The following is a 25772-nucleotide window of genomic DNA, read 5'->3' as shown; positions in this document are numbered from 1 at the left end:
GATGGCAGGCCACACCGAATACGCTTTTGAAACTGCGATAGAACATGGCCTAATCGCCAGCGGCGGCTATGCAAAGGGCGATCCCAAGGCGTTCGACGCCGGAACTGCGCTATTCCCCGATGAGGTGATTACCTTCATCCGCGCCAGCCAGCCTGCGCGCTGGGAGCAGCTTGAGGCGATGTTGAAAGACCGCACCGCCGCCACGGTGATCGACAGTCTGACCAAGGAACTGGCCAGCAAGGGCGCGCTGGGTGTGCTGCGCCACGGCTTCAAATGCTATGGCAAGGAATTGCGGCTGGCCTATTTCCAGCCCAATTCCGCCATGAACCCGGATGCGGCGGCGCGCTATGCCTCCAACCGGCTGACCGTGATCCGGCAGGTTGAATTCGTTTCCGAGGTATTGAAACGCCCAGACGGGAACAAGCGCAAGTGCATCATTGACGTGGTGCTGGCGGTCAACGGTCTGCCGGTGGTCACGGTGGAACTGAAAAACCCGCTCACCGGCCAGCGTGCCGAGGATGCCCGCAAGCAATATTCCGCCGACCGCGATGGGCGCGATCCGCTGTTCCGCTTCAAGGAGCGGGCACTTGTGCATTTCGCCGTGGACCCGGACGAAGCCTGGATGACCACCGAGTTGAAAGGCGCGGAAACCAATTTTCTTCCCTTCAACCGTGGCCATAATTTCGGCGCGGGCAATCCGCCGGTGCAGGACAACTGGAAGACCCATTATCTGTGGGATGAAGTACTGGCGCGCGATAGCCTGCTCGACATCCTACAACGCTTCATGCACCTCGACGTTAGCGAGCGACGGGTGGGGACGCCTTCAGGCTTCCGCACCATTCGCAAGGAAGCGATGATCTTCCCGCGCTATCACCAGCTAGACGTGGTGCGGCAGCTGGTCGGCCATGCGCGGGCGAACGGCTCCGGGCGCAATTACCTGATCCAGCATTCGGCGGGTTCGGGCAAATCGAACAGCATCGCGTGGCTGGCGCACCGGCTGGCCGGGCTGCACGATGCCCATGACGTAAAGGTGTTCCACTCGGTTATCGTCATCACCGATCGGCGCGTGCTCGACCAGCAGTTGCAGAACACGATCTACCAGTTCGAGCATAAAACGGGCGTCGTCGAAAAGATCGACGAAAACACCCAGCAGCTTGCTAGGGCGCTTTCAGGCGGAACGCCGGTTATCATCTCGACGATCCAGAAGTTCCCCTTCATTAGCCACGCGATAAAGACACTGGAAGCCAAAGGCGAAGGGGTGGCGATCGACACCCGCAACCGCCGTTTCGCCGTAATCGTGGATGAGGCCCATTCCAGCCAGTCGGGCGAAACGGTTTCTGCGCTGAAAGGCATCCTCAACAAGGATGGCATCGCCGACGCCATCGCCGGGCAGCTTGGCACCGAGGAGGACGACGACCTTTCCGATGAGGCTAAAGCGCGCATCATGCAGGAGGTGATGCAACGGGCGCGGCAGCCGAACCTCAGCTTCTTCGCCTTTACCGCGACACCCAAATTCAAGACAAAGGCCGTGTTTGACGAACCAGGGCCGTCCGGCGGGTCGCCCTTCCACGAATATACGATGCGCCAGGCTATCGAAGAGGGCTTCATCCTCGACGTGCTGCAAAACTACACCACCTACAAACGGTTCTTTGGGTTGGTGAAGCAGGTCGAAAATGACCCGGAAGTGCCCAAGAAGAAGGCTGCAAAGGCGCTGAGCCAGTTCCTGGAACTGCACCCGGTCAATATCGATCAGGTGGTTGCCGTCATCATCGAGCATTTCCGACTGAAGGTGATGCACGAACTAGGCGGGCGGGCGAAAGCGATGGTCGTCACCGGATCACGCCTATCCGCCGTAAAATACAAGCAGGCCTTTGATCGCTACGTCAAGGATAAGGGCTATCAGGGCATCCGTGCGTTGGTGGCCTTCTCCGGCACGGTGGAAGACCCTGACAATTCCGGCTCAGCCTTCACGGAAGTCGGCATGAATCATGGACTGCCCGAAAAGGAATTGCCGGAGCGGTTCGGCGGCGATGAATATCGCGTGCTAATCGTCGCGGAGAAATACCAGACCGGCTTCGACCAGCCGTTGCTCCAGACAATGTATGTGGTGAAAAAGCTGGCGGGGGTGCAGGCCGTGCAGACGCTGTCTCGCCTCAACCGCACAGCACCGGGTAAAACGCGCACGTTTGTTCTCGATTTCAAGAACGAAGAAGGAGATATCTTCGCCGCGTTCAAACCGTATTTCGAAACGACACCGGTTGGCGAGAATGCCGATCCGCACAAACTCAACGAGTTGCATCACAAGCTGTTGCAACTCGCCGTATTCACGCCCGACGATGTGCGCGATTTCTCAGAAGTCTGGTTTAAGGCCCGGCGCGACCACAGCGGGCAGGATCATCGCCTGATGAACGCCGTCCTTGATCGCTGCGTGGAGCGGTTCGAGAACCTTGATGAGCCTGTTCAGGATGAGTTTCGGGGCCAGCTTACCGCCTTCCGCAACCTCTATTCGTTCCTGTCACAGATCATGCCCTATTACGATGAAGGGTTGGAGCAGGTATTCGCCTTCCTGCGGAACCTCTCGCCCAAGCTGCCCCAACCGGGTGACGGCACCAAGTTCACGCTGGACGATGACGTTGCGCTCAAGTTCTTCCGCCTCCAGCAGATGGGCGAAGGAACCATCGACCTTTCGGAGGGTGAGGCCGACCCGCTTAAGGGGCCGACCGATGTAGGCACAGCGCGAGACAAGGATGCCGACGTTGCGTTATCCACACTTGTTGGAAAGTTGAACGAACGGTTCGGAACCGATTTCACAGAAGCCGATCAGCTATTTTTCGACTCCGTGCGCGCGACGGCAGAGCAGGATGAAAGGATCATCGAGGCGGCCAAAGCGAATTCCGCATCGAATTTCTCGGCCTTTTTTGCTCGTATTCTCGACGATCTGTTCATCCAACGAATGGAAGGTAATGACGAAATCTTCAACCGGGTGATGAGCGATAATCAGTTCCGCTCGGCAGCCCAAGAACATTTGGCACGGGAAGTGTACGAACGGGTCCGTCGAAGCGAAAACGAGAATGTCAGTTAAGCTGTTCAACATTCACCGCGTGCAGCTTGAGGGGGGCATTCACAAGGTGTTCGCCAGCGCAGCCCTCGATCTCACCATCCAAGACCGTTTTGGAAATCCGATGAAGCCGCGCGAATGGTTCCTCGTGCCCATCAGCGTAATCGACGAAGTCGTCACACGTATCCGAGAAGGGTCGATCACCCGCTTCAGCTACGATCCCAACAAGGCTGCGCTTGTTCAGGATTGATGGGGGCCAAAGAAAGTGGGGGCTTAGCTAGCGATGAGCAACGAGCGGATCGCTGGACAGGTAAGCTAATGACATAAAAGGCGTTCCTTGCTAATTGGGAGGGATGCGCTCCGTAGGAATGGAAAACCTGATGATATAGCTCTCAACGGAGTATCATCATGGCTACTATCATCCCCATCTCTGGCTGGGCGCTCGATGCGATCGTCGCGCTCGACGAGGCATGTCCTGGCTTCGCAGGCCGTTACATGCGCGCAAGCAATGAGCGTAGGCAGGTCATTGCCGCCTTCCTCTCCAACATCGCCGCCGACCACGATGCCCAAGACGCGATCGGCGAGTATCTCGGGCGAACCGATCACCGAAGCATTTTGGCCCAGGCATTCGAGCATGTGCCAAACGGTTTCCGTAGGGCATTGGCCAAGAGCGGTGCCCAACCGCACGACACGACTTATTATTCGGACCTCTACGATGCGTTGGCGCTGGGGCACTCGCATGTCGTGACGGCGATCAGGCACGTAACGAGCCTCGATCCAAACCGCTTGGAGATCATCCGGCTGCTGCCGGAGGACTTGTGCGAGAGCCGCATCATCGAACGAGTCAAGGATGTCCAACATGCCCGCGACCTGATCGCGGTGGTCAAGTTCATCGAGCAAAGGGCCGGAAATCGAAACCGCCTTGTGGACGCACTCCTTGCATCGCGAGGCCCGCTGGAAAAGATCATTCGGAGGTGGTCCCTTCAGGTCGAATACATGGATCACCCAATCGTTGAATGTGTCGGCTATCGGCCAATTCGGGACGGCGCAGCACTGCACGAGGCGGCGAGACGGTACCAGAATTGCGGCCGAAATTATTCAGTCGCGGGTCTGACCGGCGAAAATGCCTTCGGCGAATACATTGCCCTCGATGGTCGCCGCGCGCTGATTTGTTTCGAAAAAAGCGGGGGAATCTGGAACATGGAAGGCGTTTACGCGCGCCGGAATCGGGATGTGCCCGCCGACCTGGCTGCCCAAGCTCGGGAATTTGTTCGCGGCCATGGCATCCGCGATCGCTGGCATTCAAGCGAACCCGGCGACGAAATCGGCCGCGCCCTTAACCGCCTCATCAATCCCTACTCTCGCTGGTGATTGAGATTCTTCTCGCCCATTTTCCATCGGACCTTCCCTGTGATCGTGCCGGGATGATGTCGGTGGACATGATGTGCGCGCTCGGAGCCCGGCCTTCGCCCGGCCTGCCGATCACTATCCCGGCCGTCGATCTGCCGGACTAGCGTCCGACCGATCTCGACCGGGGCCTTTGAGGAACGGGATACGCACCGTTCTCTGACGTGGGAGGGAGGAGGCGAGAAGGATCATGGTCCCGTCGAAGACGGGGGTGATAAGCGGGGAGACATATATCTATATGAGGAATCCCGCTTATGACCCCCTTCGGGGGTAGGCCCTTCTCCCCATCACGTCGAAGTCAGGTGCGTCTCCAAGGTGCGAGGTGCGTGTTCGGCTGAGCGAAGCGGGAGCCGACGCGCGCCTCGACCGCAACCGTCGTGAGCGCCTTGGCGCGATCGACGGTTGCGCGAACGATATCAGACCGAAGAATCGCACAGCCAAGCACGCGCCATTTCGAAGGCTGTCTACGGGATATACCTCCACGCGACCCAAGTCAGGGCGGCGGAATCCCGCATTCCCGCCGCAGATGAACTTGCTCCAATAGGGTAACCGCACACGAGACGATCGGCGAGACAACATCGCCGTCTCGTATGGGTCTATATTGATATTTCGAGACAGTTCCGGTACATGGCCTAAGAACCATACGAGACACGGAGACTTGATGACGAAGACGTTGGGTTATGCGAGGATCAGTTCCGACAGCCAAGACATCGAAAGCCAGAAGGCTCGATTGCACGAACTCGGCGCAACTGTCGTCTTCTGTGATATCGGCAGCGGTTCAACCCTGACCGGTCGTGCTCAACTCGATATGGCGATCAACCTGCTCGAACCAGGCTACACGCTCGCAGCCCTCCACCCTGACAGACTTGCCCGCGATACCGCCGATCTTCTTTCCATTGCCAAGCGCGTGATCGAGAAGAAGGCTATTCTCAGAGTTCACGATCCTGCCATCACGTTCGACGGTAGCGACATCATGGGCGAGGTACTGCTGACCTTGTTTGGCATGATCGGGATGATGGAGAAGCACTTCATCCGGGCTAGGCAAGCGCGTGGCATCGCTGCCGCCAAGGCCAAGGGCGACGTTTACAAGGGACGCCCGCCCACGATCGACCCCATGACGATCAAAGAGCTTCGAGACCAGGGAATGGGCGCCACCGCGATTGCTCGAAAACTCGGAATCGGCAGGGCCAGCGTCTACCGCGTTCTCGCAACGTGACCCATATCAACCTAAACCCGCAGATCACCGCCATGCGGCCACGAATTCGGCTCCCGTAAGCGGACTCGAACTCCCATCACTGAAATCTCACGAGAAATCGCCATGGATGAGCACGACGAACCCGAGGACCAGGGCACGCATCACGTAAGCGGCACCATTCCTCATAAAATCGTTGAAAAACAACAGTTTCATGAGGCTGTGCGCCCGAACTGTAGCACACGAAGCGGCGGCATCGATACTGACACCACAGAGCGAACGAAACTGACTCGCCATTGCACCCGAGACTCGTCGATGCGCCGTTGATCATTGCGCCGACAGGTTGGGGAGATGTCTGTTCCGCGCCCATCCAAGCCGTTCGACCGCAAAATCACGATGCTCGGAAGCGGACCGCCAGATTATGACTGGGGCTGGGACTTTGCTGCCGTTCGCGGCGAGTTTGGCGAATGGCAACTCGCGCCCAGTTGCGGTCATTCACCAGTTCCCAACGACCGCGAGCGTCAACCCAGTCAGGATCGCAACCACCAGTAGAAGTCGAAGAACCCGATCTTCCACCAATTCCAGCGCTTCCAGAGTCGAGGATTGAGCGGGGTCAGAGGAGCGTCACTCATCGTTGTCGGCCTTGTGGTGGCTCAGAAGCTTCACCTGTTCGCGGACTTCCTGATAATCCTGAATGGCCCGCTTGGCGGCCAATATGTCGGACGGTGCGGCTGCTTGAGCTTCCGCCACATCAACCTCATCTTCGTCGTCGTTTTCCGGCATCACGAAATCGACTGTCCCGCCCTTTTCGTTGAATTTGAGCAGCTTTTCCACGCTCTTGGTTAGGGCTGTGAGTTTGTCGCCCGCGCCGTCGCCCAGCACGTCTTTGAACTCGCCAACGATTTCCTGAACCGTGTTGGCCTTCCTTTCCCTGGTCAGCCGGTCGAATTCGTCGGCCATAACCTTGGTCAGCATCTTCTTTTGCTTCAGGTCCTCCCGTGAGTGGGCAAGTTCGAGAACGTCCTTGGCCGTGCCAGTGATGTGCTTGGCAATTCTGGCCAACAGTTCCGTCACAGCAGCACCAGCGGCGAGGGTGAGGATGATTGAGCCCTTGGTGGCGCTTACGACACGGATATCCTCAGGGGCCTCATCACGGACCATGGCGATGCCGCGAATGATGTCATACCAGTCCGCAGCACTCCGCTTCCATTCGGTCATGTTGGTGATCGAGGCTTCATTCTGGAAGCTGACGCGGATCGTGATGAAGTCGCTTTCTTCTTCCTGATTGCGAAGTGCCAGCTGGCTCAGGCTTTGGAGGAAGTTGTTCAGATAGGACTGCACGTTGCCCAGCTTGCCCACTGCTTCATTGAGCTTGGTGTTGGCCGTGGTGGGGTCGTAGTTGGCTGTCCGCACGATGGCATCAACGTAGTCCGCGCCGCCTTGCCCAAGGTATTGGCTGACTTCCAGCTTGTCCAAGAGGTTGAGCTGCTCAATGGACAATGCCTCAAAGTCCGTCCGACGCAATTGCCGGATCAGGTCATTCAATGGTTCTTCGACTGGAATCTTCTGGGGCTGAGTGGCGTTGTGCTGGATTGGCGCGATTAACGCATGATAAAGCGGGCCAATTCGATCAAAATGCTCGCCATACCAAACGGCCAGCTTCTCAAGCTCACGAATATCCATGTAACCCCCACGTCGATTAGTCCATTATGAGGTCTCTGAGCTGCTTTTGAAAGTGTGGGCATAGATAATCAGTAGGGCGGGCAGTGACCCCCAGCTGTCGCGTCCATATCCACCCGGCGCGGCGCGTGGCGTCGCCTGGTGGAGAGCGTCCTAGTGACAGCTGCTTGTCACGAAGCCGCCGTTCGAGGTGGCAGATCTGAACTACCGGGGCTGGTCGCCAGCCGACTCCGAACGAGGGTCAGCGAACCCCGCAACTCGGCTCCGAACCGGACGTTCACCTACCGGCCCAATACGGTGCCAGCTGCGTGCTGCACGGCAGAGGTGCTGGGCAGCACGATCAGGAACTCACGCCCAGATGTGACAGGTCGAGGCCGACGAAATCAATCGCTGCAATAGCGGCATAGAGCCGCGACGGGCTGAAGCCTTGCCCATATCGATCACCGACGACATGTGAATTGCCGCCCGATTCTGTCCAACCTCCGAGCCTCAGCGCTATCTCCCGCTCAACACCCGCTTCTCTCAGTGCGTCGCGGAAAAGATGACGGAAGCTGTGAAAACACGTGCCCTTCGACGCCGCTCCGCAGGTTTCGAGAAACCGCGCAAACCATCTCGACATGCGTCCGGAGTACAGCCCGAATGCGTCGATCGCGATTTCGGGAAAGAGCCTCCGATCGCCAGCCTGGTTCCGTTCACGAACATACGCCAGAAGGCCAATGTCCATGAGCGTCGGATGGATTGGAACTAATCGCTGACTGCCAGCAGTTTTCAGGTTCTTCCCATCGTCCGGATCAGCTTGGAAATCGAAACACCAGACTCCATCGACCTGATGCAAATCGGCCGTATGCATCTGACAAATCTCGTTGAGCCTTGCGCCAGAAAATAGCCCGATGAGCGGTATCCAGAACCTCCCGCGTCGAGGTCGGGCATGGCCGGATGTCGCATACCCGTTCTCGTCATCGCGACAGCCTCGGTAGAGTGGCGCATCGAAAATTCGAATCAACTGAGCGGTTGAGAATGGATACCGACGTTCGGATTTCGTTGCCACTGTCGCAAGTCGAAGTCCGCTGGCAGGGTTGCGAGAAATCCATTCTTCTCGAAGCGCCCAATTCAGCAGCGTAGAAAATTTGTTCATGTACTCGTTCACGTTCGAGACCGACATTGCAGCGATGCCATGCTTGGAAGCATGGTCCGCAGCTTCGGACGGTGACATAGCCGGAAATCTCTTCCTGGCATTTGACGGCAAGCGCTGAAGAACCGTGAGCAGGTTGCGGCAGTCGTCGCGCCCAATCGCCCTGAGTTCCGCGCCTTCGCCCAGGATTTCCGCAATCGTCTTGTACGTCGTCCGGTAAACCGCCGCGCTTTTCGTGGATAGTGATCGCGTCGGATCGGACATGTACCCATCGATCGCCTGCTGGAGCGTCTGCCCGGTTACCTTGGCGGCCAGTTCGTTGAGTCTGGTCGGCTGAGCGATCGCGGGAATTGATGCTGCACAATCGTTATGTCCACCGTCAGCACGGGCCTGGTCGAATGCCAGTTCAATCTCGTGAGCAACCCTTCTTACCGCTCGAACGGCTTCCGGTCGCGCTGCCGTCTTCAGCGACCGGTTCAGATGCGTTTTTCCGAACAGTGGCACCAGGTCGCGCGGAATCCGAACTCGATACTGGTAGACTGCCCCTCTCCGCCATAGGCCGAGACGCGTCGTGTGCGACACCTTTGTGCTACACCGGATGTCGCTATTTTTCTTTTTATTTGATGGAGTTACGTGCTGAGCAGCACCCCTGCTGTGCAACACTCGTGTGCTACAGTTCGGGCGCACAGCCTCATGAAACTGTTGTTTTTCAACGATTTTATGAGGAATGGTGCCGCTTACGTGACTCGAACACGTGACCCCATCATTACGAATGATGTGCTCTACCAACTGAGCTAAAGCGGCATGTCTGGTGCGGACCGGTAAGCCGGGCTGCAGGACAGGGGGCGCCTTTACCGGGGAGTGGGGGCTCGTGCAAGGGGCTTTCTTGTCCATATCGCGATCTGATTTGCGCAGGCCGTAGATCCCCGGGCCGTGGTCCGTTTCTCGTTGCCGATCGGGGCGCCGCGAGACGGCACGGCGCCCGCGCGCGAAACTAGATTCCGTAGCGCAGTTTGATGGCGCGGTAGCGTTCGCGGAGCATTTCGGCGCGCTGTGCGGCGGTGGTTCGCGCGGTGTCCGACGGGAGATGCTGCGACAGGTCCGCCACTTTGACGAGGCGCGTGCGGAACGTGGCGGGCTGCTGGCTCATCAGGTTGCGGTAGGTGAGGTTGCCGTCGCTAAAGCCCTGCGTGTCGAGCCAGTTGTGGAGGCCCGGATCCTCATGCGCGAGAATCAGGCGCACGACGCCGTCACCATCCACTTTCGCGCGCGCCGGGGTGTAGCTGACCGGGCGATGGAGGAAATCCATCGAGCCCATCATGGCGCCGCCCATGCCGAACAGCCAGAAACCTTCGTGCCAGTCCATTTCGACGATCAGTGCCTCGCCAGGCTGGAGGCGCCAGACCATGTGGGCGGCCATGCGTCCGCGCTTGGCGTCGCTGGCGTCGTTGGCGGCCTTGTCCGCCGGGAACGCGTTGAGGCTGGCCGGATCGCAGACCCCGCGCGAGGTGAGCCAGGCGTGCTCGGGCCAGTCATGCATCAGACCGGTGACGAACCGGCCGGCCCAGTCCATCGCTTCGGTCATCTGCGCGGGCGAGGGCAGCGGGCGGGGCGTGGCCATGCCGATTCGTTCGATGGTGAGCGTGGTCGGCGTTTCACCGAAGGCGTCGAAGGCTTCGCGGATGAACAGCTTGCGCGTGCCCGGGGTGGTGGGGAGCCAGTTCTTTTCCTGAGCCGGGCCGCCGATGGTCACTTCGAAGCGGCCTTCGGCGTCGGCTTCGATCTGGTGGCCGAACAGGTTGGCCTCGGGGATGTCGCCGAAGGGTTCGTGCAGGCTGGGCCAGTCGGTGCCGGGGATCTTGTCCGGGCGCGGGCCTTGCACCGTGACGTTGAGCCAGCGCGCGGTGCCGCGTCGGCCCGAGAGGCGGTAGACGTGATCGCCCGAAATCCACGCCTGCCGATACGTGAAGTCCGCCAGATCGCCGCCCAGCTTCATCGTCGGCGTGGTGAAGGGGTGGATCTGCGGGAAAGCCGGATCGCGCGTTTCGAGGGCAAGGTCGAAGGCCTGGCCGAGGTTTTGCGTCAGGAACCGGAAGGCGTCCGCGCGCTGGAGCGGGTTGACCGGGTTGGCGTCCTTGAAAGCGTATTGGCCGGCCTGCTTCAAGTGGTCGCAGAAGGCGTCCCAAGCCGTTTTGAGCGCTGCGTCGTCGGTTCCATCGCCGAATGCCATCGTGTCAGGCTCCTAGCCGGGTGAGAATGTTGGAAAGCGCGTGCGCCGAGCGGGTGCAGGCTTCGGCGGGGCCTTCCGCTTCTATGCGCGGCCCGACCAGTTCGAGGTCGAACAGGCCGGTGTAGCCAAGGTCCAGCACGTCGCGCAGGATTGTTTCGAGCGGCACGGCGCCGTCTCCGGGCACGGCGCGGCAGGGTGTGGTGCGGTCGCCGGGGACGTGGTCGCTTACTTGCACGAGGCCGGCGAGGGGAAGGGCCTCGGCCAGCTTTTCGCGCAGGTCCGCCTCGACCCAGCAGGCGTGGAGGTCGACGCAGAGGCCGATCCCGGCAAGCCGGGCGAGCCGCAGTGCATCGGGCAGCGTGTGGGCGATGTGGATGTCCACCGTCAGCGGTGAGGCGTTCTCCACTAGCAGCGCGACGTTACGGGCAGCGGCATGGTCGCGGCACGGTGCCAGCAGTTCGGCGAAGCGCTCGGCGGCCTGCTCCCACAGCAGTGCGCCACGTCCGCCGGTGATCAGATAGATCGACGGCGCGCCGAGGTCCGCGGCCATGTCGATCACGCGGATCAGGTCGCCTGTGGCGCTTTCCGCGTGGCGTTCGAGGTCCGGCTGGAGCGCGAAGGGGTGGTTGATGCAGCCGATGTGCACCCGGCCATGCTGCACGGCGTCGCGTGCAGCATGAAGCTCGCTGGAATGAAGCAGGCGCGGCGACACGAGCGTGGCATGCTGCACCCCGATCTCGCTGCAAAAGTCGAGGAAGGGGCCGGTTTCCCGGTCCACCATCGCGACCTGGTGCAGACTGACGCGAGGGTGCATCAGTGGCGCTTCTCGATCTCGACGCCGAAGCGCTCGCGGAAGGGGGCGAACTCCTCGTTCAGCGCGTCGATATCGTATCCGGCGTCGACCAGCACTTGCGTCGAGTAGTGGAACTTGCCGTGGCGATCGCCCTTGTTGTCCGCCAGATAGCCGCGCATCGCGCTTTCCGCTTCGGGGGTGAAGGGGCGTCCGGCGAAAGCATAATAATCGCGGATGGTGGCGATGGGATCGGCCACAAAGTCGCGGTAGCGCACGTGATGGATGCGCGGATCGTTCGCCAGCGGGTGGGCCATCGTATTGCCGATCGACCAGCGCACACGCTCCAGATGGGCGCGGGCTTCCTTCACCAGATCGATCTTGCCGACGATGCCGTCCATGATGTCCGCCATCATCATCGTCGAACTGGCCGCGACCATCACCGGATCGCGGTGCAGCCAGACCAGCGAGGCGTCTGGATAGGTATCGAAGAAGGCGTCGAGCCGGGTCGTGTGGAAGCCCTTGAGCGCCCAGTGCCGGTTCGGTCGGCCAAATTGCAGCGCTTGCAGCATGGCCTTGTGGATGCGGTATTGCGCGGGCGGATCGGTGGGCAGGCCGAACGAGAGGTTCTGCATCGGCACGCGCCACCACGCGGTGGGCGTCATCACCCGGAAGTCGAAGGCCCAGGTGCGCTCGTCCTCGGGCAGGCCTTCGCCCAGCATGTCGTTGTAGGGGTGGCAGTGCAGCCAGCGCGGCATTTTCGCGTTGATCTCGCGCCATTCGGCATCGGCGGCGGCGATGCGGGGATCGGTGCCCTGAACCGTGCCCGGCGGGGGCGAGGGGTGCATGACCTCCCAGAAGCGCAGCGCCCTTGCTGCGGGATCGACGGCGAGGAGGGCGTGCATTAGCGTGGTGCCCGAGCGGGGCTCGCCGCTGACGAACATCGGGCGGTCGATCACTTCCTCGGCCAGCGGATAGCGTTTGCGATCCTCGAAGAAGCGCAGGCGGTCGGTCAGCAGCCAGAGAATGTTCTCCGCCGCCGCCGCGCGGCCGGCCGCGTCCATGGCGATGCCGTTGATGTGTTCCACCGCGAGGGCGAAGCGTTCGGTGAAGCCGTCATCTGCCCAATCGGAAAGGCCGGTGCGCTGCTGGGCTTCCTGCAGCAATTGCTGTGCGTTCAGGTCGGCCATGATCACGCCTCCACCAGACGGGCGATTTCGTCTTCGGTCTCGCGGACTTTGGCGGCGCTGGTGGCGGAGAACTTCATGCCGCCCATCGCACCATATTCCATCAGCTTGTAGACGCGCATACCGGCATCCGCGAAGCCCTTGATCTTGAGCGCGACCTCTTTCGGCGTGCCGACGGGCAGCACGTCGCGGATCGCCTGCGGGTTCATCTCGTCACAGAATTTCAGCATCTTCTCGCGGCTGAGGCGCACGGGATCGAAGTCCATGATGCCGCGCCAGTCGGGGCCCATCGGGTGTTCGTAACCGAACTGGGCAAGGTCCTTGGCGGTCATCATCAGGATGATCGACTTCACCATCGGCGCGCGCAGCATTTCGTCGATCTCATCGGGCTCGCCGATCAGGCAGATCTGGGTGAGGGCAGGAGTGAAGTGGCTCATGTCGCGCCCGGCGGCATCGCCCGCGTCGAGGATGACCTTGAGCTTTGCTGCATAGTCCTCCGGCGTCCACGATCCCGCCGGCCACCAGCCATCCGCCTCGCGCCCGGTGATGGACAGCATGCGCGGGCCAGCCGCGCCCAGCCAGATCGGCGGCGCCTTGCCCTCGTAGAACTCGGTATCCATCCGCGCGTGGTGGAGGTGGAAGAACTGCCCCTCGAAATCGACCGGCCCATCCGTGTGCCAGAGCAGCTTGATGACTTTGATCGCCTCTTCCAGACGGCCGACCGGCTTGTCGAAATCGAATCCGTAAGGGACCGTGTTTTCCAGTTCGCCGGAACCGAGGCCGAGGATGAAGCGGCCTTTCGACAAGTGGCTGATCGTCAGCGCCGTCTGCGCCAGCAGCGAGGGGTGGCGGCGCACGGTATCGACCACGGTGGTCGCCAGCGGTGTGTTTTTCGTCAACACTGCCGTTGCCGCCGCCACGGCCAGACCATCGAGATGGCGGTGCGGGCTGGGCGAGGCTTTCGCAAGGTCAGTGAATTCGGGCGTCCAGATCGAATCGGGCCAGAAGCTCACCATGTGGTCGGGCAGCCAGATCGAGTGATAGCGCCCCGAATCGTATTCCTGCGCCATGTCGATGCCGAGCGGCAGGGTGGTTCGCAGGAAGGCTGCGGGCTGCACTTTGGTCACCTCTGGCATTGCGGTATCCTCTCAGGCGGCGTCCGCCCTTCACCGCAGGGGTGATGGTTCGGCGCCGCTCGTTGTCTCTGCCCCCGCTTGTGGGTTAGCCCTTGGCTCACGAAAATTCCCATTTGGGGATCGCGAAAATGCTGCAAGGCGAAGACGCGGCGCTATTGGTGCCGCTGATGGAGGGACTGGTGGAAGATCCGCCCTGGCGGCGCTTCCTCGATGCCCTGCGCACGCGCGTCGCGGCGGACTATGCCAGCCTGGTGTTCCGGCCCCTGCCGATGGGCACGCCCGAGGCGCGGGTGATCCATCTCTATTCCGGCCAGCCTTCGCCGCCGCCGATCTCGCAGCTCTATCGCGAGAGCCTCTATCTGCGCGATCCCATGCCTTATCATGCCATGCAGGAGGGGCGCACTTATGCGCTCGGCGAATTGCTGACGCTCGGCGATCCGCGCCACGACGCCTATCTCGACCAGCTGCTGGCGCCTTCGGGCATGAACCACATGCGGATGATCCGCTTCACCGAGCCCGGCGGGGTCAGCGGCTGGATCACGATCACCCGGCGCGTGGGCGAGTTCGCGGCGGATGTCGACGGTTTGCTGGAAGACCTCTCGCCGTGCCTGCGGGCCGCGCTCGGCAGCTTCGTGGCGCTGGAGCGCGAGCGCATGGGCGCCGAAATCGAGCGCGAGGCGGTGCGGCGGATGAACTACGGCTGGGTGACGCTGGACGGTGAGGGCAAGGTGCTCGATGCCGACCGCCTCGGCGTCCAGATGTTGCAGGGGCCGGGCGGGCTCACCCGCTCTCGCGATGGCAGGCTGAGCGCGGCCGATCCGGGGCTGCGGCGGCAATTGTGCGAGGCTATCGGCGAACTGGCCCGCGATCCCGAGGCCCGCCCGCGCGCGATGGTGCTCAGCCGTGAGCCGTGGCTGGACCTGCTGCTTGTCCCCTCCGGCCGCCGCATGGGCACCACCCGCGCGGCGCCGGCGATCCTTTGCTACCTCCATGCCGACCACTGGTCCTCGGCCGACCGCTGCGGACAACTGGCGCAACTGTTCGACCTGACCGCCAGCGAGGCGCGGCTGGCTCTGGCGCTGAGCCGGGGGTTGTCCATTGCCGAGGCCGGACCGGAAGTGGGGCTGACGGTGGAATCGGCGCGGACCTATTCGAAGCGGATCTACGCCAAGACCGGAGCGCGGGGGCAGGCGGATCTGGTGCGGTTCATCCATCGCAGTGTGTTGGCGATTGCGTGAGGAAGGTGTTTCACGCGGAGGCGCGGAGACGCGGAGAAGAAAAGGGAAGATCGCGCAAAGGCGCAAAGGGGTTGTGCTTGCGGCGAAGCCGCCTTCGAACTGGGCCCATGGACCACCGCAAAACGTTCAGGGAATGCCTGCGGCGCCGCCGACATCTTTGCGCCTTCGCGCCTTTGCGCGATCTTCCCTTCCTTCCCTTTTCTTCTCCGCGTCTCCGCGCCTCCGCGTGATCCCATTTTAATCGCCCCTGATCCCGGCAAGGATGGATACATTTCTCTCATTCCGCGCGAGCGATTTGAACATATGTTCAGCATTTTTCGTTGACTTTGCCTTCGGCCCCGGCCAGCCAATGAATACGAAAGCGGCCGCCAAGGGCCGCGTGAAAAAGTGGAGAAGGCATGTCGGGCCAGCTTGCAGGTAAGGTCGCGCTCATCACCGGGGCGTCGTCGGGAATTGGTGAAGCGGCGGCGCTCTGCCTTGCCGAAGCGGGGGCGACCGTGGTGGTCTGCGCCCGCCGCGTGGAGCGTCTCGCCGGGCTGGTCGCGCAGATCGAGGCGGCCGGCGGCAAGGCGCTGGCGATCCCCGGCGACATGACCGTGGAAGACGATGCGCGCGGCGCGGTGGAGAAGACGGTCGACGCGTTCGGCCGGATCGACATTCTCATCAACTCGGCCGGGATCATGGAAGCGGGCGGTATCGAGAACTGCGACACCGCGATCTATCGCCGTGTGATCGACATCAACCTGATGGGCACTGTATACACCAGCGCCGCCGCCGTGCCGCATATGCTGGCGCAGGGCGTGGGTGACATCATCACCATCTCCTCGCTCGCGGGGCGCAAGGGCGGCCCGATGACGAGCGCCTATTCGGCCAGCAAGCACGCGGTCAATATGATGACCGACGGCATGCGCCAGGAACTGGGCGGCAAGAACATCCGCGTCACCACGCTGATGCCGGGCGCGACCGAGACCGAAGTGGCGGATTCGATTTCCGATCCGCAATGGCGCACCGCGATCAAGGCGCATGTCACCAAGGAAGGCGCCGTGAAGCCGCGCGATATCGGCGAGGCTCTGGTCTTCATCCTGGCCATGCCGCGCCGCACCAATATCTCGGAAATTTCGATCCGTCCGACCATCGACACGAGTGCCTGACCAACCGGTGCCTGACCAAACCAGAGTCTGAGAGGGAGAGAGAACATGGCCGGAAGGCTTCAGGATAAAGTCTGCATCATCACCGGCGCCGCGTCGGGCATGGGCAGGGCAATGGCCGAACTGTTCCATGCGGAAGGCGCGAAGCTCGTGCTGGCGGACATTTCGGGCAAGCAGGACGAAGTGGCCGCCGCGTTGGGCAGGGACGCCGTGGGCGTGCAGTGCGATGTTTCGGACGAAGCACAAGTGCAGGCGATGATTGCCACTGCGGAAGACTGCTTCGGACGGCTGGACGTGCTGTGCAACAATGCCGGGTTCGGTGGGCCGATGGCGCCGCTGCACACGCAGTCGCTGGAGACCTGGGACCGGGTCCACGCCACCAACTTGCGCGGCGCGTTCCTGGGCATGAAGTACGGGATCACCTCCATGCTGAAGACGGGCGGCGGGGCGATCGTCAACACCAGCTCGGCTTCGGCAGTGATCGGCTGGAAGCATCACGGCGTCTACGGCGCGGCCAAGGCGGGCGTGAACCAGCTGACCAAGGTGGCGGCGCTGGACTATTCGGATCAGGGCATCCGCGTGAACGCCATCGCTCCGGGCACGATGTGGACCGGGCTGGTGGAAGCTTCGCGCACCCATGCCGAGCCGCCTGCGGACTTCCCGGTGCTGGCGGGGGTTCCGATGGGCCGTTGGGGTCTGGCAAAGGATATCGCGCTGGCCGCGCTTTACCTTGCCAGTGACGAAGCGGCTTACGTGACGGGCGTGGTGCTGCCGGTGGACGGCGGCTACTGCGTCGGCTTTTCCGGCATGGGCGCCGAGCGCCCTGGCATTGCCAGCGCCAATCCCGGCTGAACTTCAGTTCGGCGCCGAGTTTGCCCCCGCTTGCGCGGGCGATTAAGCGCGGCGCCGACCCACCTTTTCACTCGGCCCGTCGGCCAAATTTCCCCCCAAGCGAAAAGGGCCTCTGGAGCGACGAATCCCCCCCGGTATTCGTCGCGGATCCGCAGAGGCGGAGCGGGTCGGCGCCACGTTCCGGCAGTGCCGGATGGCCGGTGGCCCGGCCAGACGACGACCCCCGCCGCGAACCGCCCCGGTCCGCGCATGCATCGTCGCCATCAAAACGCGAGTGGCTGGCCGAGCGCGGTGCCGGATGTCAGCTCCAGCGCTTCGGGCAGCACCCGGAACGAACGGTTCACAATGCCCGTTCCGGATGCCCAAGCTTATGGCACTTTGCGCGCGCGGAAAGCGTGAGCAAGATCACGCCCCCAATTTCACGCAGATCGGATCAGCGCCGCTGCCGTCAGGCGCGCTTCTCCACGGTTACGCCGCCGGTCATGATGGCCTCGGCCGCGCCGCTCAGCATGTCCATCGGGAAGACCTTGGGCACCGCGCTGGCGGCATCGAGCCGGGCGAGATGGTCGTCCGACAGCGTCACCTCCAGCGCGCCGAGGTTATCCTCCAGCTGCGCCGGCGTGCGTGCGCCCAGCACCGGGGAATCGACGTCGGGATGCGCCAGCAGCCATGCGAGCGCGACTTGTGCGGGCGTGCAGCCGATATCCTTCGCCACATCGGCGGTGACTTGCGCGATGGCCAGGTTCTGCTCGGTAAGCCGCCCGGTCGCCACATTGATCGCCTTGCGTGAACTCATCATCTCGCCGGCGGAAGCGGAGAGGTCTGCGCTGGTGTACTTGCCGGTCAGCACGCCGCCGCCCAGTGGCGACCACGGGCAGACACCGAAGCCCATCTCGCGGGCCATCGGGATCAGTTCGCGCTCGACCGTGCGCTCGATCAGGTTGTGCTGGATCTGAAGCGCGCAGAACTGCGTCCATCCGCGCACGTCGGCAATGGCCTGCATCCGGCTCGCCTGCCATGCCGGAGTGTCCGACAGGCCGGTGTAAAGCACTTTGCCCGCGCTCACGAGGTCGTCGAAGGCGCGCAGGATCTCGTCCACGGGCGTACGGAAATCCCACATGTGCAGGTAGAGCAGGTCGATCCAGTCGGTCTTCATCCGCTTTAGCGAGGCTTCGACCGAGCGCACCATGTTGCGCCGCGAATTGCCCGCCGCATTGGGATCGCCGGGGCTGGTGGTGATCGAATACTTGGTGGAGATCACCAGCCGTTCGCGCCGGTCGCCGACGATCTGGCCCAGCAGTCGCTCGGAACCGCCCATCTGGCCGTAGAAGTCGGCCGTATCGACGAAATTGCCGCCGCGCTCGACATAGATGTCGAGCATCCGTGCGGCTTCCTCGTCGGTGGAGCCCCATGCGCCCGGCCCCACGCCGAAAGTCATCGTGCCAAGACAGAGCGGCGAGACGCGCAGCCCCGAGCGGCCGAGCAGGCGGTAGTGATCGAGCTGGGTGGGCAAATCTTGTCTCCTTTATCGGCCTTGTGCCGCGTGCTTCTGCTCCCGGCCACATCACCGAGCCGCGCCTGCGGCCAAGGGCAAGCGGGATTGCCTGAGCCATCAGGTGTTTCCACCCGACGCGAAAATGCTCTAGCACGCGACAATGACCGTTCCGCAGCAGATCGCCGAAGTCGATCCCTTTCACGCCATGGCGATTGGCCGCCTTGCCTACGACCTTGCCGCCGAGGGCCGCGATGTCATTCACATGGAGTACGGCCAGCCCTCGACCGGCGCGCCTGCCGCCGCGATAGCCGCCGCACATGCGGTGCTGGACAGCGACCCCGGCGGTTACTGGGAAAGCACGGCGCTGCTCGAACGCATCGCGCGCCATTACGAAGAGGCTTACGGCGTCGCGGTCGACCGCGAGCAGGTGATCCTCACGTGCGGCGCGTCGCCAGCCTTCGTGCTGGCGCTCTCCAGCCTGTTCGTGCCCGGTGCGCGGGTGGCGCTGGCCCGGCCCGGCTACGTCGCCTATCGCAACACGCTGAAGACGCTCTACCTCGAACCCGTGGAGATGCCTTGCGGCCCGGCCGAGCGCTATCAGGTCACCGCCGCCGCGCTCGACGCGCTCGATCCGGTGCCGGACGGGCTGATCCTTGCCAGCCCCGCCAATCCCACCGGCACCGTGATCGCGCCCGAGGAACTCGCCGCGATCGCCGAAGTCTGCCGCCGCAAGAACATCCGCGTGGTCTCGGACGAGATCTATCACGGCCTGACATACGGCGATGCTGCGCAGTCGACGCTGCAGCATCTGCCCGAGGCGGTGATCGTCAACAGCTTCTCGAAATACTATTCGATGGCGGGATGGCGGCTCGGCTGGCTGGTTGTGCCGCCGCACTTGGTGGTCCCGGCGCGGGCGCGGATGAACAATCTGTTCCTGACGCCATCGGTGCTGGCGCAGCACGCCGGCCTGATCGCCTTCGACGAGACGGAGGAACTGGAAGGGCACCTGCACACGTACGCGCGCAACCGCGAACGCCTGCTCGCCGCGCTGCCGCGCCTTGGCCTCAGCGAGATCGCCCCGCCCGATGGGGCCTTCTACATCTATGCGGATATCGGCCACCTGACCAACGACAGCCTGGGGTTCTGCCGCCAGCTCCTGAACGACACCGGCGTCGCGACGGCTCCGGGGATCGATTTCGACCCCGTCGACGGCCACCGCTATTTCCGCATGAGCTTCGCGGTTTCGACGCCGCTTATCGAGCAGGCCATCGAACGCATGGCGGAGTGGTTCGCAGTGCGGCGCTGATCGCTCTCGGCCTCGCCATGACGTGCCCGAAGTGGTACCATCCGGGCCGGTAGGATGAGACATGGCCAGACCGCACTTCGACGACGAACTCGACGAGATCCGCAACCCCAGCTCAACCGAGCAGCGTCGGGCGAGATCGGATGTCGACCGTGAAATCCGTTCCGATATGAAATTCCTGCTGATCAGCCTTGCCGTGGTGCTGGGACTGGGCGGGCTCATTTTCTTCGCGTGAGGCCGCCACGCGACCTACGTTGGAGGTCGCTTGAATTTCGGATTTTTGCGGTGGAGCGGGTGAAGGGAATCGAACCCTCGTATTCAGCTTGGGAAGCTGCTGCTCTACCATTGAGCTACACCCGCACGCCGGCGCTTGGCCAGAGGCGAGCCATTGCCACGGGGACGGGCGGTCCGTCAATATGGCGTGCTGCATCAATTTGATCCGCAGGCTCGACACGGGGTCAAAGAAAAAGCCCGGCTCAAAGGGATTGAGCCGGGCAAGGGTGGATTCCGATAGGGGAGGGCGAGCGCCCGGGCCGGTCAGGGCGTCAGGGTCACCATGACCACGCCGTGGGGTTCGACTTGCGCCGAATAGGCGCCCTTGAACGCGCCGAGATCGCGGTGTGCCCAGAGGTCGCGCAGCTTGAGCGACTGGCTGGCCGGATAGTCGAGTTGCGCCCAGTTCACCGTCAGAGAGACCGGCGTCTCCCCGCGATTGAACAGCAGTGCGGCGCGGCGGCCATCGGCGAGGGTGCGGACCCAGACTTCGCCGTTCCCGTCCTTGGCGACGCGGCGGCCTTGGCGGCCCAGCTTGTCCTGATCGACCGCGATGACGTCCTTGTTGAGCAGGATCGAGGCGGTGTCGGCGCTCATGTTCGATATGTCATTACCGGCGATCAGCGGCGAGGCCATCATCGCCCAGAGCGAGAAATGGCTGCGGTATTCGGCCGTCGTCATGCCGCCGTTGCCGACTTCCAGCATGTCGGGATCGTTCCAGTGCCCCGGCGCGGCGAAGGGCCAGAGCGGCTCGTTGAGGTCAACGATATCGAGCATGCCTAGCGCATAGCCGTGCTTGCCGGACCACTTGTCGGTGATGTCGCCCGTGGTGCGCCAGATGTTGCCGATCTTCGAGGCCCAGAGCCATGGCTTGTTGGTGCCCCATTCGCAGAGCGAGAGCAGCACGTCGCGGCCGCTGGCCTTCAAGGCGTCCGACATCAGCGCATAGGCTTCTTCGGCATTGCGGCTGCCGGTGCTGCACCAGTCGTACTTGAGGTAATCGACGCCCCACGATGCGTAGGTGATCGCGTCCTGATACTCGTGGCCCTGGCTGCCCGGGCGGCCGCCGCAGGTCTTGGTGCCGGCGTCCGAATAGATGCCGAACTTCAGGCCCTTGGCGTGCACGTAGTCCGCCAGTGCCTTGATCCCCGAGGGGAAGGCCTTGGCATTGGCGGTGATGAAGCCCTTGGCGTCACGCTCGCCGTGCCAGCAGTCGTCGATGACGAGGTAATTGTATCCCGCATCCCGCATGCCGGTGGAGACGATGGCGTCCGCCGTTTCGCGGATCGTCTTTTCCGAGATGTTGCAGGCGAACTTGTTCCAGCTGTTCCACCCCATCGGCGGCGTCTGCGCGAGGCCGTTGGCCACGCGCGCCGGGTCTTGCGAAGGGGGCAGGCGGTTCTGGTCCACTTCCTCCGCCAGCGCCGGACTGGTGAGCGCCAGAGGGGCAAGGCTCAGGGCGAGCGCGACGAATTTCGCGAAACGCGACATGGTGGGCGTTCTCTCTTCGCGCTTACTTGGGGCAGATCGCGCCGGTGGGATCGGCGTCGAGCTTGACCGTGGCGATCGAAAGCGTGAGCCCGGCATCGCCTTGCAGCACGAAGGGTCGGGCAATGGCGTTCATGTTGGCGCCCGCCGCCGCGAAGCACGAGAGCGAGACCTTGACGCTGGACCACTGGCCGGGCGCAGCGGTGAAGACCTTGCCGCCGTCCACGAACGTGGTGCCCATGCCGAGCTTCGGCGCATTCGCGCCCTTGGCATCGATGCGATAATCGATGCGCAGGCTGAGCATGGCGTTGCTCTGGCGGCTGAGGTCCACTTGCGGGCCTTCGATGCGCACTTCGCCGGGGCCGGAGAAGGCAAGCTGGCGCGCGCCTTCCTGGGTGCCGCCGCCGTCCACGTTCTTCATCGCCACGGCGCCGCCGGTCGCAAGCTTCCACGGCGGCAGGATGCGGCCGGGCAGGAAGTAGACCGAGACGTTCGACAGCGAGGCGTCGAGCCCGGCCACTTCGCTCAGCTGCGGGACCGTGGTGTGGTCCTTGTAAGTGAGGCCGTAGCCATAGGCGAACTGCGGGTCGTAGCCCGGTTGGCCGACATTGTTGGCGAACTGGCCCGCGTTCTTCGGCCACGAGTAGCTGAGCTTGCCGCGGAAGTCCTTGTTGGGCGTGCCGTCCTTCTTCGCGACGAGTACGTCGGCAATGCCGGCGCCTTCGGAGCCGGGCAGGAAGGCGGCGACGAATGCGTCGGACTGGTTGATCTCGGGATTCACCCAGAGCGCGCGGCCCGAGAGGAACACGGTGACCACCGGAATGCCCTGCGCCTTCAGCGCCTTGAGCTGTGCCAGCGCCTGCTTGTCGCCCGGCTGAAATTCCAGCGTGGAGATATCGCCCACCATTTCGGCATAGGGCGTCTCGCCGAACACGACGACGGCAACGTCGGGCTTGGGGCCGGTGACCTTGCCGTCCGCGCTGAGCGTGGCACTGCCGCCGGCTGCCTCGATCGCGGACTTGAGGCCGGCCCAGATCGTGGTGGCGCCGGGGAAGTCGGCATTGGTGTTGCCGGTGCCCTGCCACGAGAGCGTCCAGCCGCCCGATTGCAGGCCCACGTCATCGGCATGGGTGCCGGTGACGAGCACTTTCTGGCCCGGCTTGATCGGCAGCAGCGCGCCGTTGTTCTTGAGCAGCACCAGCGATTCCGAAACCGCCTGCCGCGCGACGGCGCGGTGCTCGGGAATGCCGAGCATCTGCTTCTGCTCAAAGGGGCGCGCGGGATCGAACAGGTTCAGCTTGAACTTCACGCGCAGGATGCGGCGCACCGCGTCGTCCACGCGGGCCATCGGGATCGTGCCGTCCTGAACCTGCTTCAGGGTGTTGTTGAACAGGTCCTTCCAGTCACCCGGCACCATCGCCATGTCGAGACCGGCATTGAAGGTCTGCGGGCAATTGCCGTTGGTGCAGCCGGGGATCTGGCCATGCGCGTTCCAGTCGCCCACCACGAAGCCCTCGAAGCCGAGGCGGCCCTTCAGCACGTCGGTCAGCAGCGACTTGTTGCCGTGGTTCTTGACGCCGTTCCACGAGGAGAAGCTGGCCATGACCGTCATCGCGCCGGCATCGATGCCGCTGACATAGCCGGGCGAGTGGATGGCGATCAGGTCCTTTTCGGAGATCTGCGCGTCGCCCTGGTCGATGCCGCCATGGGTGCCGCCATCTGCGAGGAAGTGCTTGATCGAGGCGGCGACATTTCCGTTCTGGATGCGGGCCTTGCCGGGCACGCCCTGAAGCCCGCGCACCATCGCGGCGGAATATTCGCGGGTGATCTCGGGGCGCTCCGAATAGCCTTCGTAGCTGCGGCCCCAGCGGTCATCCTGCGGCACGGTGACAGTGGGACCGAAGGCCCAGTCGAAGCCCGAGGCGGCGCTTTCGGCGGCGGTCACTTCGCCGATCTTCTCCATCAGCGCCGGATCGCGCATGGCGCCGAGGCCGACGTTGTGCGGGAAGATCGTGGCGCCGAAGACGTTCGAATTGCCGTGGACCGAATCCATGCCGAAGATCACCGGAATCGGCACGTGGCCGGGGCGCTTCTCGATCGAGACCTGACGGAAGGCTTCGGCCGTAGCGATCCAGTCGCCCACGGGACCGCGGTCATTGCCCGAGAGCGGCGGATCGTTGCCACCGCCAAGGATCGAGCCGACCGGATATTCGCGCAGTTCTTCCGGCTTCATCGAGGCGATGCTGGGCTGGATCATCTGCCCGACTTTCTCGCGCACCGACATTTCGGCCATCATCTTGGTGATCTTCGCCTCGGTCTCCGGATCGACGAGGCCCACGCTCTTGCCCTGCGGCCAGAGTTCGGGGTGCGCGGTGGCGGCAGCCGGCAGCGGCGCATCCGCGAGCGCGGCAGCCATCGGCACAGCCGCGCAGGACAGGGCGAGGAGGGAGGAAAGCGTCAGTCGCATCTGGTCGTCCTAGAGCATTTTCAAGTCCGGTGGGATCACCTGACGATTCAGAAAATGCGGCAAACAAAGGTCAAATAGAGCGTGATCCGATTCAGTATGAACGGATCATGCTCTAGGCGGGCTGTGCCGCAGGCTGCGGCGAAGAGGGCGCGGCGCATGTGTCCGCAATGAAGTCTGCGTGAGGGCTGGCGAGCGCCACCGCGCGGCCGATGGCTTCGCGTATTTGCCCGAAAGTCCCGGCCAGTTCCTCGGTGGAGAACTGGTCCGCCAGCGGATCGTGGCGTGGCGGCCAGATATCGAAACCGGCGAACATCGACAGCCAGCTTGGCGGTTGGAACGAATCCCATTCGAAGCGCGGCAGCTTGCCGGAGCCCTTGAACGTGCGGATGCGCTGCGCCAGCGTTTCCGGCAGATCGAGCGCGCGGCATTTCTGCCACATCGGCTCGTTCCGTTGGCCGCCCCAATAGTGCAGCAAAAGGAAGTCGCGGATGCGCGCGTATTCGAGCGCGGTGATGCGGTTGAACTCGTCCGCCAGCGTGGGATCGAAATCGCGATCGGGGAAGTGGGCGAGCAGGCGCTCGATCCCGCTCTGGATCAGCACGATCGAGGTCGATTCCAGCGGTTCGAGGAAGCCCGCCGCAAGGCCCAGCGCGACGCAGTTCTTCTCCCATACGCGCGTGCGGTGCCCGGTGCGGAAGCGCAGCATGTTGGGCTCGGCCAGTGCCTCGCCCTCAAGGTTGGCGATGAGCGTGGCGGTCGCCTCGTCGTCGGAGATGTGGCGGCTGGAATAGACGTAGCCATTGCCGACACGGTGCTGGAGCGGGATGCGCCACTGCCAGCCAGCGGGAAGCGCAGTGCTGCGGGTATAGGGCGTCAGTTCGTCGCCATGTGTGCAGGGCATGGCCACCGCGCGGTCGCAGGGCAGCAGATGCGTCCAGTCCTCGTAAGGGACTTCGAGCGTCTGGCCCAGCAAGAGGCTGCGGAAGCCCGAGCAGTCGATGAAGAGATCGGCTTCCAGCGTGCGTCCGTCGCTCAGCGAGACCGATGCAATGCGGCCGTTCTCGGTGTCCCGTTTGGCGCCGGAGATCGTGCCTTCGACATGCCGCACGCCCAGATCGTCCTGCGCGCGCTGCGACAGGAAGCGGGCGAAGAGGCCGGCGTCGAAATGGATCGCCCAGTCGAACACGCCAAGGTCGTTGGCGGGCTGTTCGGGCGGCAGCAGCATCAGGTTGCGCATCGCCGCCTGCGTCGGCAGGCAATAGGCGGAAAGCGGCGTCTCGTCGCCCGCCATGCGGCGCTTGAGCCAGTACTGGTGGAATGGCACCGAGAAGGCGTCCACGCCGTAACGGCCGAAGGGATGGAAGAAGCTGGTGCCCGGCGCGCGCCAGTCGCGAAATTCGATGCCCAGCTTCACGGTGCCCTGCGACGCGCGCATGACTTCGGCCTCGGTCACGCCGATGGCTCTGAAGTAATCGCGGATCGCGGGAACGGTCGCCTCGCCGACGCCGACCGTGCGGATATCGGGGCTTTCGACCAGGGTGATTTCGATGGGAAGGCGGCGCAGGCGCGTCGCCAGCAGGTTGGCGGCCATCCATCCGGCGGTGCCGCCACCGACGATCAGGATGGAACGAATCGGTTCGTTTGCCATGGATTTGTCTCCCCGAGCGATTGCTAGCGCAAGCGCCCTGAAAAGGGG

The 25772-nt window shown here is 63.1% G+C and carries 20 protein-coding genes and 2 tRNA genes; 10 read left to right on the top strand and 12 right to left on the bottom strand.

The features are described from left to right. Window position 1 precedes the first annotated feature (1 nt). From AC1VVM_RS02550 to AC1VVM_RS02530, 5 genes are all read left to right on the top strand, one after another. Window positions 2-3082, top strand: coding sequence for a type I restriction endonuclease subunit R (locus tag AC1VVM_RS02550; protein WP_482955781.1), 3081 nt, complete (start codon window positions 2-4; stop codon window positions 3080-3082). Then, window positions 3072-3308, top strand: a complete 237-nt coding sequence (locus AC1VVM_RS02545) for a GIY-YIG nuclease family protein (protein WP_482955780.1) — start codon at window positions 3072-3074, stop codon at window positions 3306-3308. The genes AC1VVM_RS02550 and AC1VVM_RS02545 overlap by 11 nt, the downstream gene beginning before the upstream one ends. Before the next feature lie 158 nt (window positions 3309-3466). Next, window positions 3467-4429, top strand: coding sequence for a hypothetical protein (locus AC1VVM_RS02540; RefSeq protein ID WP_482955779.1), 963 nt, complete (start codon window positions 3467-3469; stop codon window positions 4427-4429). 697 nt (window positions 4430-5126) lie between these two features. Beyond that, the gene (locus AC1VVM_RS02535; protein ID WP_482955778.1) at window positions 5127-5681 is read left to right on the top strand and encodes a recombinase family protein; all 555 of its coding nucleotides are present in this window, start codon (window positions 5127-5129) and stop codon (window positions 5679-5681) included. Between the two features lie 102 nt (window positions 5682-5783). Then, window positions 5784-5984 carry a hypothetical protein gene (locus tag AC1VVM_RS02530; RefSeq protein ID WP_482955777.1) on the top strand — a complete coding sequence of 67 codons (201 nt, stop codon included), beginning with the start codon at window positions 5784-5786 and terminating at the stop codon, window positions 5982-5984. A gap of 297 nt (window positions 5985-6281) precedes the next feature. Here AC1VVM_RS02530 and AC1VVM_RS02525 read toward each other — a convergent pair whose 3' ends face one another. From AC1VVM_RS02525 to AC1VVM_RS02495, 7 genes are all read right to left on the bottom strand, one after another. Beyond that, complete coding sequence (locus tag AC1VVM_RS02525; protein ID WP_482955776.1) at window positions 6282-7340, bottom strand: hypothetical protein; 1059 nt, start codon at window positions 7338-7340, stop codon at window positions 6282-6284. A gap of 337 nt (window positions 7341-7677) precedes the next feature. Then, on the bottom strand, window positions 7678-8973 hold the full coding sequence (locus AC1VVM_RS02520; RefSeq protein ID WP_482955775.1) for a DUF6538 domain-containing protein: 1296 nt from the start codon (window positions 8971-8973) through the stop codon (window positions 7678-7680). 224 nt (window positions 8974-9197) lie between these two features. Further along, window positions 9198-9273 (bottom strand) — tRNA-Thr (locus tag AC1VVM_RS02515). Window positions 9274-9463: 190 nt separating this feature from the next. After that, window positions 9464-10699 carry a DUF1214 domain-containing protein gene (locus AC1VVM_RS02510; protein WP_482955774.1) on the bottom strand — a complete coding sequence of 412 codons (1236 nt, stop codon included), beginning with the start codon at window positions 10697-10699 and terminating at the stop codon, window positions 9464-9466. Between the two features lie 4 nt (window positions 10700-10703). Continuing rightward, window positions 10704-11513: a sugar phosphate isomerase/epimerase family protein gene (locus AC1VVM_RS02505; RefSeq protein WP_482955773.1), complete on the bottom strand. Its 810-nt coding sequence runs from the start codon at window positions 11511-11513 to the stop codon at window positions 10704-10706. Continuing rightward, window positions 11513-12679 carry a sulfotransferase family protein gene (locus AC1VVM_RS02500; protein WP_482955772.1) on the bottom strand — a complete coding sequence of 389 codons (1167 nt, stop codon included), beginning with the start codon at window positions 12677-12679 and terminating at the stop codon, window positions 11513-11515. The genes AC1VVM_RS02505 and AC1VVM_RS02500 overlap by 1 nt, the downstream gene beginning before the upstream one ends. Window positions 12680-12681: 2 nt before the next feature. After that, complete coding sequence (locus tag AC1VVM_RS02495; RefSeq protein ID WP_482955771.1) at window positions 12682-13812, bottom strand: LLM class flavin-dependent oxidoreductase; 1131 nt, start codon at window positions 13810-13812, stop codon at window positions 12682-12684. A 128-nt stretch (window positions 13813-13940) separates the two neighbouring features. On the opposite strand from AC1VVM_RS02495, the gene AC1VVM_RS02490 reads away from it, so the two are divergent. The 3 genes from AC1VVM_RS02490 to AC1VVM_RS02480 all read left to right on the top strand — a co-directional run bounded on the left by AC1VVM_RS02490 (window position 13941) and on the right by AC1VVM_RS02480 (window position 17050). Beyond that, window positions 13941-15050, top strand: a complete 1110-nt coding sequence (locus AC1VVM_RS02490) for a helix-turn-helix transcriptional regulator (RefSeq protein WP_482955770.1) — start codon at window positions 13941-13943, stop codon at window positions 15048-15050. A gap of 398 nt (window positions 15051-15448) precedes the next feature. Continuing rightward, window positions 15449-16201, top strand: coding sequence for an SDR family oxidoreductase (locus AC1VVM_RS02485; protein WP_132389972.1), 753 nt, complete (start codon window positions 15449-15451; stop codon window positions 16199-16201). 45 nt (window positions 16202-16246) lie between these two features. Continuing rightward, window positions 16247-17050, top strand: coding sequence for an SDR family NAD(P)-dependent oxidoreductase (locus AC1VVM_RS02480; protein WP_482955769.1), 804 nt, complete (start codon window positions 16247-16249; stop codon window positions 17048-17050). A 448-nt stretch (window positions 17051-17498) separates the two neighbouring features. On the opposite strand, the gene AC1VVM_RS02475 is transcribed toward AC1VVM_RS02480, so the two are convergent. Beyond that, complete coding sequence (locus AC1VVM_RS02475) at window positions 17499-18563, bottom strand: aldo/keto reductase (RefSeq protein WP_482955768.1); 1065 nt, start codon at window positions 18561-18563, stop codon at window positions 17499-17501. 142 nt (window positions 18564-18705) lie between these two features. On the opposite strand from AC1VVM_RS02475, the gene AC1VVM_RS02470 reads away from it, so the two are divergent. Continuing rightward, complete coding sequence (locus AC1VVM_RS02470) at window positions 18706-19851, top strand: aminotransferase class I/II-fold pyridoxal phosphate-dependent enzyme (RefSeq protein ID WP_482955767.1); 1146 nt, start codon at window positions 18706-18708, stop codon at window positions 19849-19851. A gap of 61 nt (window positions 19852-19912) precedes the next feature. After that, window positions 19913-20083, top strand: a complete 171-nt coding sequence (locus AC1VVM_RS02465) for a hypothetical protein (protein WP_165912241.1) — start codon at window positions 19913-19915, stop codon at window positions 20081-20083. Between the two features lie 51 nt (window positions 20084-20134). Here AC1VVM_RS02465 and AC1VVM_RS02460 read toward each other — a convergent pair. From AC1VVM_RS02460 to AC1VVM_RS02445, 4 genes are all read right to left on the bottom strand, one after another. After that, window positions 20135-20208: transfer RNA gene (locus tag AC1VVM_RS02460), tRNA-Gly, on the bottom strand. A gap of 177 nt (window positions 20209-20385) precedes the next feature. Beyond that, entirely contained in the window at window positions 20386-21612 is a 1227-nt protein-coding gene (locus tag AC1VVM_RS02455) for an alpha-galactosidase (RefSeq protein ID WP_482955766.1), read from the bottom strand. A 22-nt stretch (window positions 21613-21634) separates the two neighbouring features. Beyond that, window positions 21635-24076: a glycoside hydrolase family 3 protein gene (locus AC1VVM_RS02450; protein ID WP_482955765.1), complete on the bottom strand. Its 2442-nt coding sequence runs from the start codon at window positions 24074-24076 to the stop codon at window positions 21635-21637. Window positions 24077-24188: 112 nt separating this feature from the next. Then, on the bottom strand, window positions 24189-25724 hold the full coding sequence (locus AC1VVM_RS02445) for a tryptophan halogenase family protein (protein WP_482955764.1): 1536 nt from the start codon (window positions 25722-25724) through the stop codon (window positions 24189-24191). Window positions 25725-25772 lie beyond the last annotated feature (48 nt).

It is taken from the genome of Novosphingobium sp. BL-S-33 (assembly GCF_056857025.1).
This window is presented reverse-complemented; position numbering and strand designations above follow the sequence as displayed.